Genomic DNA, 14,523 nt, shown 5'->3' with positions numbered 1-14,523 from the left:
GGCGTGCATTTCGTGCGTTCAAGCGACTCCGCCGCCATTCGCGAGGGAAAATTTGCGGTGCGTGCCGCCGGGGCCCTGGTCTGGCGCGACAACGGCGCCGGGCTCGAGGTCCTGATGATCCACCGCGACCGCTATGACGACTGGTCCTGGCCCAAGGGCAAGCTCGATGACGGGGAGACCATGCCCGAGTGCGCCACCCGGGAGGTCTTCGAGGAGGTCGGCCTGGATGTCCAGCTGGGCATCCCGCTGCCGGCCATGACCTACCCGGTGGGCTCGGGCCCCAAGGTCGTCTACTACTGGGCGGCCAGGGCCCCGGGCACCCCGCCGGTCCCCGACGGGAAGGAAACCGACGCGGTCCGCTGGGTCACACCCAAGACCGCGCGGGCGTGGATCACCAATCCGGGGGACCTGGAGCCCCTTGAGGCCCTGGTTGCCGCACACCGGGACGGGTTGCTGGCGACGCACCCCTTTGTGGTGGTGCGCCATGCCAAGGCGAAGCCCCGGTCAAACTGGACCCGCGAGGAAGGCAAGCGCCCGCTGGCCGCCACGGGCCAGCGGCAGGCGCTGGCCGTGGCCCGGCTGCTGGATTCCTGGCGTCCGGCCAAGGTTGCCTCCAGCCCCTGGACGCGCTGCGTGCAGACGGTGGCGCCCTACCTGAACCAGCACCGCCTCACCATCAAGCTCCTCGGTTCCGTCACCGAGCATGCGGCCACGCGCCGCCCGGAAAAGGCGCAGCGCACCGTGGCCAAGCTGCTGGACAAGCGGCGGTCCCAGGCGCTGTGCACGCACCGCCCGGTGCTGCCGCTGGTGCTCACCGAATTGCGTGCGCGGATGAATGGCGCGCTGGTGCCGTTCCTTCCCGCGGAAGACCCGTACCTGCGACCCGGCGCCGTCATCGTGGTCCACCAACCGGTATCTGGCAAGGGAAAACTTGTCTCGGTGGAAGTTTACGACGCGTTTGAGGACTAGGGCGCACCCTTCGCGGTAGTCTCATAAGTAGGCGCCCCGCGGCACGGCGCCCGGTATGGTTTTCCGGCTTTGCTAAGGAGCGCATCATGGCCCAACAGGATCACGGCACCACCCAGGAAAAGATTGTGCACCAGGGACTGCGGTTGGACCACGATGCGGACCGGGGCCGCTATGGGCTCTGGCACGGCGCCACCTATGTGGGGTTCCTCGGGTACCGGGTCGACGGAGAGGTCGCGACGCTGCAGCACACCATCATCAACGAGGAATACGGCCGCCGCGGCTTTGCCCGGGCCCTGGTCACGCTGGTGCTGGAACAGATGCGCGAGCGCGGGCTGAAGATCGTCCCCGAATGCACCTACGTGCAGGACTACCTGCGGCGCTACCCGGAATACAACGACCTGCTGGCCTGAGGCGGGTCCGGTCGTGGGGGAACCCGTCGGTGCCGCCCCGGACCGTCCGGCCTGCAGTGGCGCGAATCGCGCGCCCACGACGGTGCCCCATTCCCCTGTGTCGCCCGCGCGCGGCGGCGGGCCAGCGCCAGAACCGGGATCCCTGCCTGTGGCCTGGATCCAACCTGCCCGCGGAGTGACCATGAGCGCATTTGGGAACTTTGGGCAGGTCACCCCGGGCCGATCGACACGTGCACGGCTAGACTGATGCGGTGACGATTCCAACCCCATACGAGGACCTGCTCCGCGACGTACTCGCCCACGGCACCGCCAAGGGCGACCGCACCGGCACCGGAACCTCCAGCGTCTTTGGCCGCCAGATGCGTTTTGACCTCGCCGATTCCTTCCCGCTGATCACCACCAAGCGCGTCCACTTCAAGTCTGTGGCCGTGGAGCTGCTGTGGTTCCTGCGCGGGGACTCCAACACCTCCTACCTGCGCGAAAACGGCGTGAAGATCTGGGACGAATGGGCCGACGAAAACGGCGAGCTTGGGCCGGTCTACGGGGTGCAGTGGCGCTCCTGGCCCACCGCCGACGGCCGCCACATCGACCAGATCTCCCAGGTCATGGACTCGCTGCGCGCGAACCCCGACTCCCGCCGGCACATCGTCTCGGCGTGGAACGTCGCCGAAATCGAGAACATGGCGCTGCCGCCCTGCCACGCGTTCTTCCAGTTCTACGTGGCCGACGGCAAGCTCTCCTGCCAGCTCTACCAGCGCAGCGCCGACATGTTCCTCGGCGTCCCGTTCAACATCGCCTCCTATGCGCTGCTGACCTGCATGATGGCCGACCAGCTCGGCCTGGAGCGCGGCGAGTTCGTCTGGACCGGCGGGGACACCCACATCTACGACAACCACGTCGCACAGGTCACCGAGCAACTGACGCGCGAGCCGTACCCCTATCCGCGCCTGCGCATCACGCGCACCCCCGATTCCATCTTCGACTACGGACTCGACGACTTCGTGATCGAGGACTACCAACACCACCCGACGATTAAGGCCCCCATCGCCGTATGAGCAACCCGAACCAGAGCGCCGGACACCGCGCCGAAACCACCGCCCCCGAACGCATCGGCATGATCTGGGCCGAGGCCTCGGACGGCATCATCGGGGCAGACGGCACCATGCCGTGGTCCCTGCCCGAGGACCTGGCGCACTTCAAGCGCACCACCATCGGCCACCCGGTGATCATGGGACGCAAGACCTGGGAATCCTTCCCGGAGAAGTTCCGCCCGCTGCCCGGACGCACCAACATCGTGATCACCCGCGACGCATCGCGCCACGCCGCGCTGCGCACCGCCGGCGCGGTGCCCGTCGGTTCGACCGACGAGGCGCTGAAGGCCGCCCGGGCCGCAGAGGGTTCAGAGGAAATCTGGGTCATCGGCGGCGGCGAGATCTACGCCGCCCTCGCCGGCGGTGCCCACCTGGCCGTCAAGACCGTCATCAACGCCAGCCCGAAGGGCGACACCAAGGCCCCTGCCCTGGGATCCGCCTGGACCAAGCTGCTCTCGGAGCCGGACACCGGTTGGCTGACCGCCGCCAACGGCACCCAGTACCGCGTCGAGGCGTGGGAGAAGAAGTCATGAAGGAAGCCCTCAAGGCGCTGAAGACCAACCCGGAGGCGCTCTTCGTGCTCGGGTACATGCTCTTTCCGCTGTTCGCCCTGATTTTCGCCGGGCTGGGATTCTTCCTGGTGCTGACCGGGTCAAAAGTCATGGGCCTGGTGCTGCTGCTGGTCTTCACCCAGGTCTTTGCCTTCGGCTCGCTGAAGCTGGTGGGCATGCGCCGGGCCCTGCTGGCCGGCGGCGGCAAATAACACATTCGCGCCACCGGACCCCACGGTCCGGGCACGGCTGCGGCACCCCTTGGCCGACCCTGGTCGGCGGAGGGGCGTTTGGCGTTGGGCACCGCACGGTTCGGCCTTTGCGCGTAACCGAATCCACGCGCGGGCCCGACACCCCTTAAGCTGGAACCATGACTTCTTCCGTTGGCTTTGTCGGTTACCGCGGCATGGTCGGCTCCGTCCTGATGCAACGCATGCAGGACGAAGGCGACTTCGCGAACCTCGACCCCGTGTTCTTTTCCACCTCCAACGCAGGCGGCTCCGCCCCGGCCTTCGCCGAGGGCGCACCCGCCTTGCAGGATGCGTACGACCTCGACACCCTGGCCAAGCTGCCGATCATCGTCACCGCCCAGGGCGGCGACTACACCTCCGCGGTGCACGGCGAGTTGCGCAAGCGCGGCTGGGACGGACTGTGGATCGACGCGGCCTCCACGCTGCGCATGAACGACGACTCGGTGATCGTGCTGGACCCGATCAACCGCAACGTCATCGACAAGTCCCTGGGCAACGGCACCAAGGACTTCGTGGGCGGCAACTGCACCGTTTCCTGCATGCTCATGGGCCTGGGCGGGCTGTTCAAGAACGGCCTGGTCGAATGGGGCACCTCGATGACCTACCAGGCGGCCTCCGGCGGCGGCGCCCGCCACATGCGCGAGCTGCTGACCCAGTTCGGCCACATCAACGAGCATGTCGCCTCCGAGCTGGACGACCCGGCCTCCGCGATCCTGGAGATCGACCGCAAGGTCCTCGCCGCACAGCGCGGCGGCCTGGACGCCACCCAGTTCGGCGTGCCGCTGGCCGGCTCGCTGATCCCGTGGATCGACGCGGACCTGGGCAACGGCCAGTCCAAGGAGGAGTGGAAGGCCGGGGTCGAGACCAACAAGATCCTGGGCAACACCGAAGCCAACAAGGTCGTCGTGGACGGGCTGTGCGTGCGCATCGGCGCCATGCGCTCGCACTCCCAGGCGCTGACCCTCAAGCTCACCGAGGACCTGTCGGTGGCAGAGATCGAGAAGCTGCTGGCCAACGACAACGAGTGGGCCAAGGTCGTGCCCAACACCAAGGAGGCCACCGTCGAGGCGCTGACCCCGGTCGCCGCCTCCGGCACCCTGGACATCCCGGTGGGCCGCATCCGCAAGCTCGAAATGGGCCCGAACTACATTTCCGCCTTCACCGTGGGCGACCAGCTGCTCTGGGGCGCCGCCGAGCCGCTGCGCCGCATGCTGGCCATCGCGCAGGGCCGCCTCTAGCATCGACTCTCCCCCTGCGCGCCGCAAGCGGCGGGCGGGGGCTGTCCCGACGGCCGCCGGCCGACCTGCACAGCAGGTGGCCGGCGGCCGTTTTCCATGTCCCGGGAGAACCGGCTACGTGAGGCGAAAGCGCCGATACGACGCCATGCGGTCGGCGATCGCCCGGGCGCGGGCGGGGCCGGGTTCCCCGTCGAAGGGGACGAAGCGGCCCGCGGGGGCCGTTCCGCCTGCGCCCGGCTCCCAGGTCCCGATCGTCCGGCCGCCGGCAACCACGGTGCGCAGGAAGATCCCGTTCTTCCCCGGGGTCACCACCTGCGCGTGGTCCGCGTCCAGGGTTGCCGAGCGGTCCCGGTAGCCCAACAGGAACTCGTCGAAGCCCGGCAGCGCGAGCACGCTGCGGGCCCCGGGCGGATGGTCCCAGCGTTCCCGGTGCTCCCGGGCGAGGTGGTAGGTGGTTCCGGCCAGTTCCAGGCCCTCCAGCACGGCGCCCAGCCCCGAAACCGCGGCACGCACGGGAGTCAGCGGCAGGCCGAGCCACCAGGCGCAATCGGCAACCGTCGCCGGGCCGTGGGATTCGAAGTAGCCGCGCACCAGCCGCGCCAGGGCGTCGCTCGCTGCGGGCGGCGACCCGCCGGCCGGGAGCCAGGAGTCCGCTGCCATGAACAGTTGCCGGGTCCCGCTTCCCGGTTCCATGGGCCCCTGGACAATGACCCCGCGCAGGCTCACCGCCACGATCAGGTGGTAGCCGCGCTGCCCCTCGGTGCTCGATCCGGCATCCGCGAAGGCCCGGAGCAATTCGGCGCGCGTGGCGCCGTGGCTTCCGCAGCGCCCGGCCGCGACATCGGCAAGTTTCCCGATTTCGGCCTCGGTGATCCCTTCCTGCGCGCGGATGGCGGCCATCTTGGCGTGCATCCGCGGGGCGGTCACCGCCAGCAGCGCCCGGTGCGCCCGGGGTGTGATGAACATCAGCGTGCCGCGGGCTCCCCAGCACCGGATGACCGACCCGTCGGCCAGCGCCGCATGGATCGTGCCGAGCCCGGCGCCGGGCAGCCGGACGCCAACGGCCCAGCAGGCCTGGGCGAGGTCCTGGGCCTGCATCATGCCCAGCGCGCCGACGACGTCGGCGGGCGTGGCGGCCGGTTCGGGCAGGGTCGCGGCCGGGGTACCGGGCAGCAGGCCCTGGGCGGCCAGGCGCAGGCGCGCCACTGCCGCTGCCTGTCTGCCGGTGGGGTGCTGCGGATCGGTTGCCATGGTGCACCCCACGATTCCCTACAGGGCGCAGCCGATCAAGAGCGGTTCGTTGTGCAGCTCGATGCCGAAGCGCTCGCTGACCCCCGCCCGCACGGCGCGGGCAATGGCCAGGATGTCGGCGCTGGACGCGTCCCCGCGGTTGGTGATGGCCAGCGTGTGCTTGGTGGACAGCGCGGCGCGGCCGCCGGCGACGGCCTCCCCCGGCGTGCCGGGCAGCCCGAAGCCCTTGGCGAAGCCGGCCTGGTCGATGAGCCAGGCAGCGGAGAGCTTGACCAGCCCCGGGGTGTCAACCGGGAAGGCGGGGGCGCCGGCCGGCAGCGTGTCGAGCACGGCGGCCGGGACGACGGGGTTGGTGAAGAACGACCCGGTGGAGTAGGTGTCGCGGTCGGCCGGATCCAGCACCATGCCCTTGGAGGCGCGCAGTGCCAGCACCTTGGTGCGCACCGCGGCCGCGTCGGCACGTTCCCCGGCTTCCACGCCCAGGGACCGGGCCAGCTCGGCGTAGCGGATCGGGGCCGACTCCGGGCGCCTTTCCAGGGCGAAGGCCACGGAGAGCACCACGAAGGCGGGCGACCCGTTCACGGTGCCGCGCTTGAGCAGCGAGTCGCGGTAGCCGAATCCCAGTTCCGCGTTCGCGAGGTCCAGGGTCCGCCCGGTGGAGCGCTCGTAGACCGTGGCCCGGAGCAGGGTGTGTGCCACCTCGGAACCGTAGGCGCCGACGTTTTGCACCGGGGTGGCCCCTGCGGAACCGGGAATCCCCGAGAGCGCCTCGAGCCCCGACAGCCCCGCGGCCAGGGTCTGCGCCACGGCGTCGTCCCACGGATGGCCGGCGGCGATCTCGACGCGCACGCGCCCGTCGTCCAGCTCCCCGCCGATCTCCACGCCCCGCGTGGCGATCTGCAGCACCGTGCCGGGGTACCCGGCGTCGTCGATGACCAGGTTGGAGCCCCCGGCCAGGATCAGCAGCTCCTGTCCCGCGTCGCGGGCGGCCTCCACCGCGGCAACGATCTGCTCGCGCGTGCCGGCCCGCACGAAGGTGGCGGCGGGGCCGCCGACGCCGGTGGTGGTCAGGGGGGCGAGCATGTGCGTGTTCACGGTGTGGTGTGCCTTAGCTTTCGGGATTCTCGGTGGCGGGGGTGCGGCGGGGTGCGCGGTGCACCGGGGCTGCCGCCGGGGACAGGAAGAAGGAGAGGACGACCAGGATGCCGACGAACCCCAGCGCATTGAGCAGGCCCACCGCGTCGGCCAGCAGCCCGAGCAGGGGAGGTCCGCCCAGGAAGGCGCCGTAGCCGATGGTGGAGACCACCGAGACGCGGGCGGCGGCGCGCATCGGGTCGTCGGACGCCGCGCTCATGGCCACCGGGAAGGTCATCGCCACCCCGAGGCCCCAGAGTGCCAGGGCGGCGAAGGCGGTGGCCAGGTTCGGGCCGTGGACGAAGAGCAGCAGCCCGGCCAGGGTGCTCACCGCGGAGGCGCGCAGGACCACCACGCGGCCGAAGCGCTCCAGGATCGCGCCGCCGCCCAGGCGTGCCACGGTCATGGCGGCGACGAAGATGCCGTAGCCGATGGCGCCCACGGAGTTGATGGCGCCGTAGCCGTCGGCCAGGGCCAGGGCGACCCAGTCCCCCGCCGCGCCCTCGGCCAGGGCCATGCCCAGCACTAGGATGCCCAGCAGCACGGTCCGGGGTTCGCGCCAGGCCGCGGCGAGCAGCGACCTGTTCGATCCCCCGGCCCCGGTGTTGGACGGGTCGGCGCGGAACACGCGGGTTCCGGTGAAGATCAGCACCAGCACGGCCGCGGACACCGCGGCGAAGTGCCAGGAGATGGACAGCGCCAGCGCCGCGCCGAGCGCCCCGAGGCCGGCGCCGGCCACGGTGCCCACGGAGAAGAAGCCGTGCAGCACCGGCATGATCGGCTTGCCCAGGGCCCGTTCCATCGCGGCGCCCTGGACGTTGGAGGAGACATTCCAGGCGGCGTTTCCCGCCCCCATCAGCCCCAGCGCCACGCCGGTGGCCGCCAGCGAGTGGAAACCGGCGGCCGCCAGGCCCACCACGGCCATCGAGGCGCTGGTCAGCGTCGAGGCCAGCACCAGGGTGCGTTTGGAACCCAGGCGCATGACCAGGAACCCGGAGACCGAGACCGAGGCGAAGGAGCCGGCGGTCATGCACAGCAGCAGCAGGCCGACCTCGCCGTGGCTCAGCCCCAGGGCGTCGCGCACCGAGGGCAGGCGAGAGACCAGGGTGGAGAGGATCAGCCCGGAGGCAAAATACAGCGCGACGACGCCGTTGCGCCAGGGCAGCGCCTCGGGGTTCGGGCGCCTGCTGCCGCCGGCGCCGCGCGGGCGCGCAGCGGGCCCGGGGTCCTTTTTCAGAGTTGCACCACGGCCTGGGCCTTGACCAGGACCTTGGTTCCCTCGACGCTGACCGTCAGGTCCACCCGTGCGGTGCGGGCCTCGGCATCCAGCGCACCGATGGTGCCGCTGATCTCGATCGCGGTGCCCTCGAAATCGGAGGGGTTGGACCCGGCCGGGTCGGCAACCGGGACCGGCTTGGTGAAGCGCGTCTGGTAGTCGATGACCGCCCCGGGGTTTCCCGCCCAGTCGGAGACCAGCTGCACGGCCGATCCCATGGTGAACATGCCGTGGGCGATGACGCCGGGCAGCCCGACCTCGGTGGCAAAGCGCTCGTTCCAGTGGATGGGGTTGAAGTCCCCGGAGGCCCCGGCGTAGCGCACCAGGTCGGCGCGGTTCACGCGGATGGTGGCGGTGCCGATGGGCTGGCCCTTTTCAAGGGTGTCAAAGTCGATCATTACTGGTCCTCTCCGCGTACCAGGAGCGAGGAAACGGTGGTGGCGACCAATTCGCCGGCCACCGTGCTGATTTCGGAGCGGGTGGTGATCATGGCCCCGCCGCCCATGGGGCGAACGGTGTCAACGTGAAGTTCGGCGACCAGCTCGTCCCCGGCAACGATGGGCCGGTGGTGGGTGAAGCGCTGGTCGGCGTGGACCACGCGGGAGAAGTCGATGCCGCTGGCCGGGTCGGCGATGAGCTGGGCATCTGCCTGTTGTGCCACGATGATGGCGAAGGTCGGCGGGGCCAGCAGGTCCCGGTGGCCGAGTTCCGCCGCGGCGTCCAGGTCGTAGTGTGCCCGGTGGGTGGCCTTGACCGCTGCCGCGAATTCGCGGATCTTTTCGCGGCCCACCATGTAGGGGTCCTGGGCCGGGTAGATCCGGCCCGCCAGTTCGGGATTGATGCTCATCTGTTGTACCGCTCCTGTGTGGGACGAGTTGAGGCGTTGGGGCAAGGTCGCGGGACCCGCCGTCGGGTGCCCGCCGGGGAATGCTAGGGGGTGTCGCGGGGCGCGTTTTTCCCGCGCCGGGGCTGCCTGGCCGGAACCAGGCCCTGGGAGACGCGCCAGGCCCTGGCGTCGCGGGCACGCACCACCAGCCCGATGACGTGGGCCACCAGCCCGATGCCGATGATTCCCAGTGCGGTGTACATCAGCGGTCGGTTGTGGGTGTTGGCGCCGATGAAGGCCAGGACGATGCCCGTGCCGGAAACCGCCATCGAACCGAAGGTCAGTTTCTTGTAGAGTCCGGACGAAGCTTCCCAGGGCGTATTGGTCATGACCCAATCCTAATTCAGCAGGCAAATCGATTCAGAACAGCGAGCCCTGGACCGGCGGCGAATCGGTCACATAGTCGCCCAAAGCGAGCTTCCGGCCCTTGAGCAGCGCGGCATTGGCCACGAAGATCTCGGGTTGCCCGCCCAGCCTCACGCCCAGGACCTGCCCGGAGACTGCCGCCACCTCGAAGCCGTGGGCCGCCTCGCCAAGAAAACCGGGATAGGGCTGAAGCTTGTGGGCGTCGAATCCCTCCAACAGCACCCTTCCCTGTTCCGGGGCGCTCCAGGTTTCCTCCACGGCATGTGAGCCCGCCAGGATTCCCGGACCGAGCCCGGCAATGAGCGAGCGCGCCGATGCTGCCCGGGCCGCGTTCAGCGCATCGAGCCCTGCGGTCGTGTCATGGTTTTCCAGCAGCCCGCGCACCTTGGAATTGGCCCGCACCTGCTGGGTGAACCCCAGCTGGCCGGTCACCAGGTCTTCGAGGTTCCGCACGCTGGCCCCGTCTGGGCACCAGGCGACATAGCGGGCACTGATCGCCCCCTGTTCGGCCAGGCGCCGCCACTTGCTGGGGTCAGCGGCGGTGCCGACCTTGGTGGTCCCCTGTGCGAAGGTCGCCACGTAGAGCCAGTGGGGCTGGCCAAGATAGTCGCGCAGGCCCGGGCCGGCACGGCCGGAGCGGTGGAAATCGTGCATGGCCCGGGATTGGTCGGCTGCCTCGCACGCGGCGCACTGGGTGCCGTGGGCGATCAGCGCCTCATGTGGACACGGCACCAGGGTGCGGTGGTTCCGGTCCTGGATCAGTTGGTGGCCCAGGCACCAGCGGCCGGGCAACACCGTGAAGCCGAGCCGCGTGGCCGGTTCCAGGGCCACATCTTGTCCCCGGTGTTCGGCGTCATCGAGCGCCAGGCGCGGGCTGCCGGGGGACGCGGGCCACCGGATGCCGCGGCACAGCAGCGCAGTGCTCTCCAACTCAGTCGTGCAGTGCCCCGGCCACTGCGGCGGTGGCATGGAGCCAGGCGCGGCGTGTTGCCGGACGCAATCCCTCGAAGCGGATCTGACCCTTGACCAGCGCCGCGTCGTAGGGAACCGTCACGACGGAGCGGGCCAGTCGGCGGAACCCGTGGGCAATGCGATCAAGCTGTTCGCTGTTGCCGTGCGGCTGGTGCTGGGACACGATCACGACTGCGTTCTTGGCCAGGTCCGCGTAGTGCCCGCCGCGCTTGGCCAGCGCCTCGAGCAGCAGGGCACCCGCCTCGGCGTGTTCCTCCACCGTGGTGCTCGCGATGACCAGCTGGTCGGTGTGATCGATCATGCGCATCCAGCGTTCGGCCGACTCGTCGTTGCCCGAGTCCACGATGGTCAGGGAGAAGAACTTCGAGACGATTCCATGCAGTGCGTCGAAGTCCGCCGCGTTGACGAATTGCTCGCTGGCCAACAGGGTCGGATCGGTGCGCAACACGCTGTAGCAGTCTTCCGGCTGGTAATGCGTGTAGTCGTGGATGATGGGTTCGCCGACCTTGACGTCCTTGAGCCGGGGTGCGGCCGAGAGCAGGTCCATGGAATGGGCCGTGTGGGGACCCTGGACGGTGCGCCATCCCAGGGTTCCACGGGTTCCGTTGTTGTCCCAGACCAGCACCGGGTCACCGGTGTTGCGGCCGAAGACGGCGGAAAGCAAGACGGCGGTGGGGGTCTTGTTGGCCCCGCCCTTTCCGTTGACCACGGAGATGGTCTTTGACTCGGTCAGTCGGGTTCCCACGGTGCGGCGCCAATTGCGCTCCTCGACTTCCTCGGCCGAGGGTGCCATGTTGAAGCCCAGGCGCGAGAGGAAGCCGCGGAAGCCGCGCTCCGCACGGAATGTCGTTTCGTCCTCGGGGCGCAGGAAGGTGTCGCGGGTTCCGGCGGCCGGGATCATTTCCCGGAAGGCCTGACGGCGGCCTTCAGGCGTCGAGAGGTCCTCGGCCGCCGCAGAATCGGCGGAGGTTGCCGCCGGTGCCGTTGTGGGCACCGCCGCAGTTGCGGTGGGCTTGGCGTCCGCCGGCTTCTTGGCCTCCACGGACGACGCCGGCTTTACGGCCGACGCAGCCGGCTTGGGAGCAGGAGCAGATTCCTGCTTGGCTGCCGCCGGCTTCGCTACTGCCGGTGCCGGCTTCGGGGCAGGGGCGGCGATCGGCTTGGCCGCCGCAACGGCGGGATTGGCGGCCGGCGTGGCTGCCGGCTTCGCGGCTCCGCCAGAGGGCTTCGCGACAGGCGCGGTTGCAGGCTTCGGAGCTGCCTCCGGCTTCGCGTTCGAGACCGGGGTCACCGTCTTGGCGGTTGCAGCGGAATTGGCGGCCGGTGATGGCGCAGTCGCTGCAGGCTTGGAAGCAGGTGCAGACGCGGCAGGCTTCGCGCCCGAGGTAGGTGCAGGTGCGGCAGGCTTCGCGGCCGGTGCGGGAGCAGGCGCGGCAGGCTTCGCTGCTGCGGAAGTAGCACCAGGCTTTGCCGCGGGTGCCGGCGCAGCGGACTTCGGGGTCTGTACAGCCGGGGCGGCGGGCTTGGCAGCAGCAGGCGTTGCGGCGGCAGGCGCGGCGGGCTTGGCGGCAACAGGCGTTGCGGCGGCAGGCGCGGCGGGCTTGGCGGCAACAGGCGTTGCGGCGGCAGGCGCGGCGGGCTTGGCCGGCACGACGGGTGCGGCGGGGGCCTTGGTCGTTGCCGGTGTTTTCACTTCGGCCTGTGGGACCGGTGTGGTTCCTGGCTTCGCCGCTGTCCGCGACGAAGTCTCGAGAGGCGTGGCAGCGGCCTTGGCCGGTGCCGGTTTGGCCGGTGCGGCGGCCGGTTTCGTACTTGCCTGCGCTGCCGGACCCGGCTTGGCCTGAGTCTTGTCGGATTCTCCGGTCACCGAGGCGGCGGTCGGCGCCGTTTTCGCACTCGTCGCCCCTGGGGACTTCACCGGAGCTGCCGGCGTGGCGGGGGCTCGTTTGCCGGCCGCCGTCGAGGCTTCGCTGCCTTCGGGAACGGCATCGAATTCGTCGGCTTCGCCCGGCTTTGCGACAACCTTCTTCGCTTCATCGTTGGTGTTTTGCTGGGCGGCCAATTCGGCCTCGCGAGCGCGCCGCAATGAAGCACGGGTCGGGAACTCTTGGTTGAAGTCCGCTTTCGGCATGCGCTTCGTCCTCTCCTGAAGGTTCATGGTCGTCGAGCGAATGACCCCAACGAGACCCGCCCAGAAGGCCGGGCACACATGATTGCGGCTTTCGCACTTCGTCCATCTTATCGGGCAACCCATGTGAACCGCCGGATTGAGTCGGATTGATCACAGCGAGTACGTAAGTAGGAAATGCCGTGGGACGTGGTTAGCCTTGAAACTGGAAGCTCAAATCCGCCCGTTGGGGACCCAGGACATCGGATGAACAGGAACTCTCTTGGACTATATTTCCACCGCGTTGGATGCACTCAGTGGTTTTATCCTTGCCGCGGCCGGAAACCCACTTTCGTATCTGATGATTTTCCTCTTTTGCGCGATTGATGGGTTCTTTCCACCGGTGCCCAGCGAATCGCTGGTCGTGGCCCTGGCCTCTTTGGTGCCCACGCAGGGGAATCCGAACCCCTGGATCTTGGGGGTGGTTGCCGGGCTTGGTGCCTTCGTCGGCGACAATGTGGCCTACTTGCTGGGGCGGGGCATCGGCACAGACAGGTTTTCCTGGATGCGTCGAAAGCGGCTCCAACATGCCTTTGCCTGGGCAGGCTATGAATTGCGGCTCCGCCCGGTGTCGCTGATCCTGGTGGCCCGCTTTGTTCCCATTGGCCGAGTCGCGGTCAATCTGGTGGCCGGTGCCACGGGGTTCCCTCACCGGACCTTCATCATCCTGACGTGTTTTTCCAGCCTCGGGTGGGCTACCTATTCCGTCTTGATCGGCGTACTTGCCGGACGATGGTTCGAGGAACACCATCTCTTGGGAATCGTGGTGGCTGTGGCAGTGGCCATCGGCCTGGGAATCCTCATTGACCGGATAGTTTCCCGGGTCAGCGGAAACACGTCGCTGCGAAAGTAGTGCCTTCGCGGCAAACAAAGAACCGCGGTTGCGCCCGTTTCCTGGGCCCAACCGCGGTTCTTTTTCCGAGCCCCCCACCGGAATCGATCCGGTGACCTCGTTCTTACCAAGAACGCGCTCTACCACTGAGCTAGGGGGGCAACGAGAGAATACTCTACCCAATAGCTGGCACAAATTGCACATCGAAAACCGCCAACATGACCAACGCCACATCTTGGCCGCTCCCCCGGACCGGTTCACTCCGGCGCGACAGGAGGAGTCACACCGGATCCAGCTTCATTTCACCGCCGGCGGGTAGCGGAATCCACTACCGCGGATCGCTTCGCCAAGGTACCGGTCCGATTTCACGTCCGATGCGGCCGCCCCTAGCCGGCAGTCTTCCTGCGACGTCCGGCCATGAATATTTCGATGCCGATCGGTATGACAGACAGAAGCACGATCGCGATGAAGATCAGGTCAATGTTGTTCCCGACCCACTCATACTGGCCCAGCCAGAAGCCCAGCAGTGTCACCCCCACGCCCCACAGCAGGGCACCCAGCAGGTTGTAGAACACGAAGACCCGGTACTGCATGTGCGCGACCCCGGCGATGACGGGAACAAACGTCCTGACGATGGGAACGAAACGGGCAAGCACCACGGCCCTCCCGCCGAAGCGCTCAAAGAACGCGTGGGCCTTCTCCACGTATTCCTGGCGAAAGAAGCGTGAATCCGGCTTGTTGAAGATCGGGGGCCCCGCCTTGCGCCCGATGAGGTATCCGGTCTGGTCACCGACGAAGGCCGAAACAAATATCAGCGCAGTGAACAGCGGCAGGCTGACGTCCAGGGCACCTGTGGCGACCAACAACCCGGCAGTAAAGAGCATGGAATCCCCGGGAAGGAAGAATCCGACCAACAGCCCGGTCTCGGCAAACACGATGCCGCAAATGAGCAGGATGACCCATGGGCCCAGCGCCGGGTCGCGCAGGAAGACATCGGGATTCAGCCAATCCGGCAGAAAACTGGCTGATGGGGGCCTCACCACGACCGCGGCAAGCGTTGCCTGCATGTTTGCTATTGGAATCACCGCACCACCCTATGGCATCGGGGCGCACCGACCGCCGAGCCGGG

The 14,523-nt window shown here is 68.6% G+C and carries 16 protein-coding genes and 1 tRNA gene; 7 read left to right on the top strand and 10 right to left on the bottom strand.

Annotation, left to right across the window (positions count from 1 at the left end; genetic code table 11):
* Nucleotides 1-3: 3 nt before the first annotated feature.
* The 6 genes from KRR55_RS12330 to asd all read left to right on the top strand — a co-directional run bounded on the left by KRR55_RS12330 (nucleotide 4) and on the right by asd (nucleotide 4,510).
* The gene (locus KRR55_RS12330; RefSeq protein WP_217389390.1) at nucleotides 4-969 is read left to right on the top strand and encodes an NUDIX hydrolase; all 966 of its coding nucleotides are present in this window, start codon (nucleotides 4-6) and stop codon (nucleotides 967-969) included.
* Between the two features lie 86 nt (nucleotides 970-1,055).
* Nucleotides 1,056-1,379 carry a GNAT family N-acetyltransferase gene (locus KRR55_RS12325; RefSeq protein WP_217389389.1) on the top strand — a complete coding sequence of 108 codons (324 nt, stop codon included), beginning with the start codon at nucleotides 1,056-1,058 and terminating at the stop codon, nucleotides 1,377-1,379.
* Nucleotides 1,380-1,630: 251 nt separating this feature from the next.
* On the top strand, nucleotides 1,631-2,434 hold the full coding sequence (locus KRR55_RS12320) for a thymidylate synthase (protein ID WP_217389388.1): 804 nt from the start codon (nucleotides 1,631-1,633) through the stop codon (nucleotides 2,432-2,434).
* Nucleotides 2,431-3,003: a dihydrofolate reductase gene (locus KRR55_RS12315; protein WP_217389387.1), complete on the top strand. Its 573-nt coding sequence runs from the start codon at nucleotides 2,431-2,433 to the stop codon at nucleotides 3,001-3,003. Before KRR55_RS12320 ends, KRR55_RS12315 begins: the two co-directional genes overlap by 4 nt.
* On the top strand, nucleotides 3,000-3,233 hold the full coding sequence (locus KRR55_RS12310) for an NF038396 family protein (RefSeq protein ID WP_217389386.1): 234 nt from the start codon (nucleotides 3,000-3,002) through the stop codon (nucleotides 3,231-3,233). The genes KRR55_RS12315 and KRR55_RS12310 overlap by 4 nt, the downstream gene beginning before the upstream one ends.
* 158 nt (nucleotides 3,234-3,391) lie before the next feature.
* Nucleotides 3,392-4,510, top strand: coding sequence for an aspartate-semialdehyde dehydrogenase (asd, locus tag KRR55_RS12305; RefSeq protein WP_217389385.1), 1,119 nt, complete (start codon nucleotides 3,392-3,394; stop codon nucleotides 4,508-4,510).
* A gap of 114 nt (nucleotides 4,511-4,624) precedes the next feature.
* Here the strand turns inward: asd and KRR55_RS12300 are convergent, their stop codons facing one another.
* The 8 genes from KRR55_RS12300 to KRR55_RS12265 all read right to left on the bottom strand — a co-directional run bounded on the left by KRR55_RS12300 (nucleotide 4,625) and on the right by KRR55_RS12265 (nucleotide 12,526).
* On the bottom strand, nucleotides 4,625-5,761 hold the full coding sequence (locus KRR55_RS12300; RefSeq protein WP_217389384.1) for a winged helix DNA-binding domain-containing protein: 1,137 nt from the start codon (nucleotides 5,759-5,761) through the stop codon (nucleotides 4,625-4,627).
* Nucleotides 5,762-5,779: 18 nt separating this feature from the next.
* The gene (locus tag KRR55_RS12295) at nucleotides 5,780-6,985 is read right to left on the bottom strand and encodes a UDP-N-acetylmuramate dehydrogenase (protein WP_256449171.1); all 1,206 of its coding nucleotides are present in this window, start codon (nucleotides 6,983-6,985) and stop codon (nucleotides 5,780-5,782) included.
* On the bottom strand, nucleotides 6,870-8,033 hold the full coding sequence (locus tag KRR55_RS12290) for an MFS transporter (RefSeq protein ID WP_336245114.1): 1,164 nt from the start codon (nucleotides 8,031-8,033) through the stop codon (nucleotides 6,870-6,872). Before KRR55_RS12290 ends, KRR55_RS12295 begins: the two co-directional genes overlap by 116 nt.
* A gap of 95 nt (nucleotides 8,034-8,128) precedes the next feature.
* The gene (locus KRR55_RS12285) at nucleotides 8,129-8,569 is read right to left on the bottom strand and encodes a MaoC family dehydratase (protein ID WP_217389382.1); all 441 of its coding nucleotides are present in this window, start codon (nucleotides 8,567-8,569) and stop codon (nucleotides 8,129-8,131) included.
* The gene (locus tag KRR55_RS12280) at nucleotides 8,569-9,018 is read right to left on the bottom strand and encodes an FAS1-like dehydratase domain-containing protein (RefSeq protein WP_217389381.1); all 450 of its coding nucleotides are present in this window, start codon (nucleotides 9,016-9,018) and stop codon (nucleotides 8,569-8,571) included. Before KRR55_RS12280 ends, KRR55_RS12285 begins: the two co-directional genes overlap by 1 nt.
* A gap of 83 nt (nucleotides 9,019-9,101) precedes the next feature.
* Nucleotides 9,102-9,386, bottom strand: a complete 285-nt coding sequence (locus KRR55_RS12275; protein WP_217389380.1) for a hypothetical protein — start codon at nucleotides 9,384-9,386, stop codon at nucleotides 9,102-9,104.
* Nucleotides 9,387-9,417: 31 nt separating this feature from the next.
* On the bottom strand, nucleotides 9,418-10,353 hold the full coding sequence (locus KRR55_RS12270) for a DUF2797 domain-containing protein (RefSeq protein WP_217389379.1): 936 nt from the start codon (nucleotides 10,351-10,353) through the stop codon (nucleotides 9,418-9,420).
* Nucleotide 10,354: 1 nt separating this feature from the next.
* Entirely contained in the window at nucleotides 10,355-12,526 is a 2,172-nt protein-coding gene (locus KRR55_RS12265; RefSeq protein WP_217389378.1) for a MinD/ParA family ATP-binding protein, read from the bottom strand.
* Between the two features lie 280 nt (nucleotides 12,527-12,806).
* Between KRR55_RS12265 and KRR55_RS12260 the strand changes: the two genes are divergently transcribed.
* Nucleotides 12,807-13,415 carry a DedA family protein gene (locus tag KRR55_RS12260; protein ID WP_217389518.1) on the top strand — a complete coding sequence of 203 codons (609 nt, stop codon included), beginning with the start codon at nucleotides 12,807-12,809 and terminating at the stop codon, nucleotides 13,413-13,415.
* 68 nt (nucleotides 13,416-13,483) lie between these two features.
* Here KRR55_RS12260 and KRR55_RS12255 read toward each other — a convergent pair.
* Nucleotides 13,484-13,555, bottom strand: a tRNA-Thr gene (locus tag KRR55_RS12255).
* A gap of 225 nt (nucleotides 13,556-13,780) precedes the next feature.
* Nucleotides 13,781-14,461: a VTT domain-containing protein gene (locus tag KRR55_RS12250; RefSeq protein WP_217389517.1), complete on the bottom strand. Its 681-nt coding sequence runs from the start codon at nucleotides 14,459-14,461 to the stop codon at nucleotides 13,781-13,783.
* Nucleotides 14,462-14,523 lie beyond the last annotated feature (62 nt).

This window comes from Paeniglutamicibacter quisquiliarum, assembly GCF_019084045.1.
In the GTDB taxonomy this organism is placed as follows: Bacteria; Actinomycetota; Actinomycetes; order Actinomycetales; family Micrococcaceae; genus Paeniglutamicibacter; species Paeniglutamicibacter quisquiliarum.
Note: the sequence above shows the minus strand (reverse complement) of the source record. Positions and strands in the feature narration are given on the sequence as shown.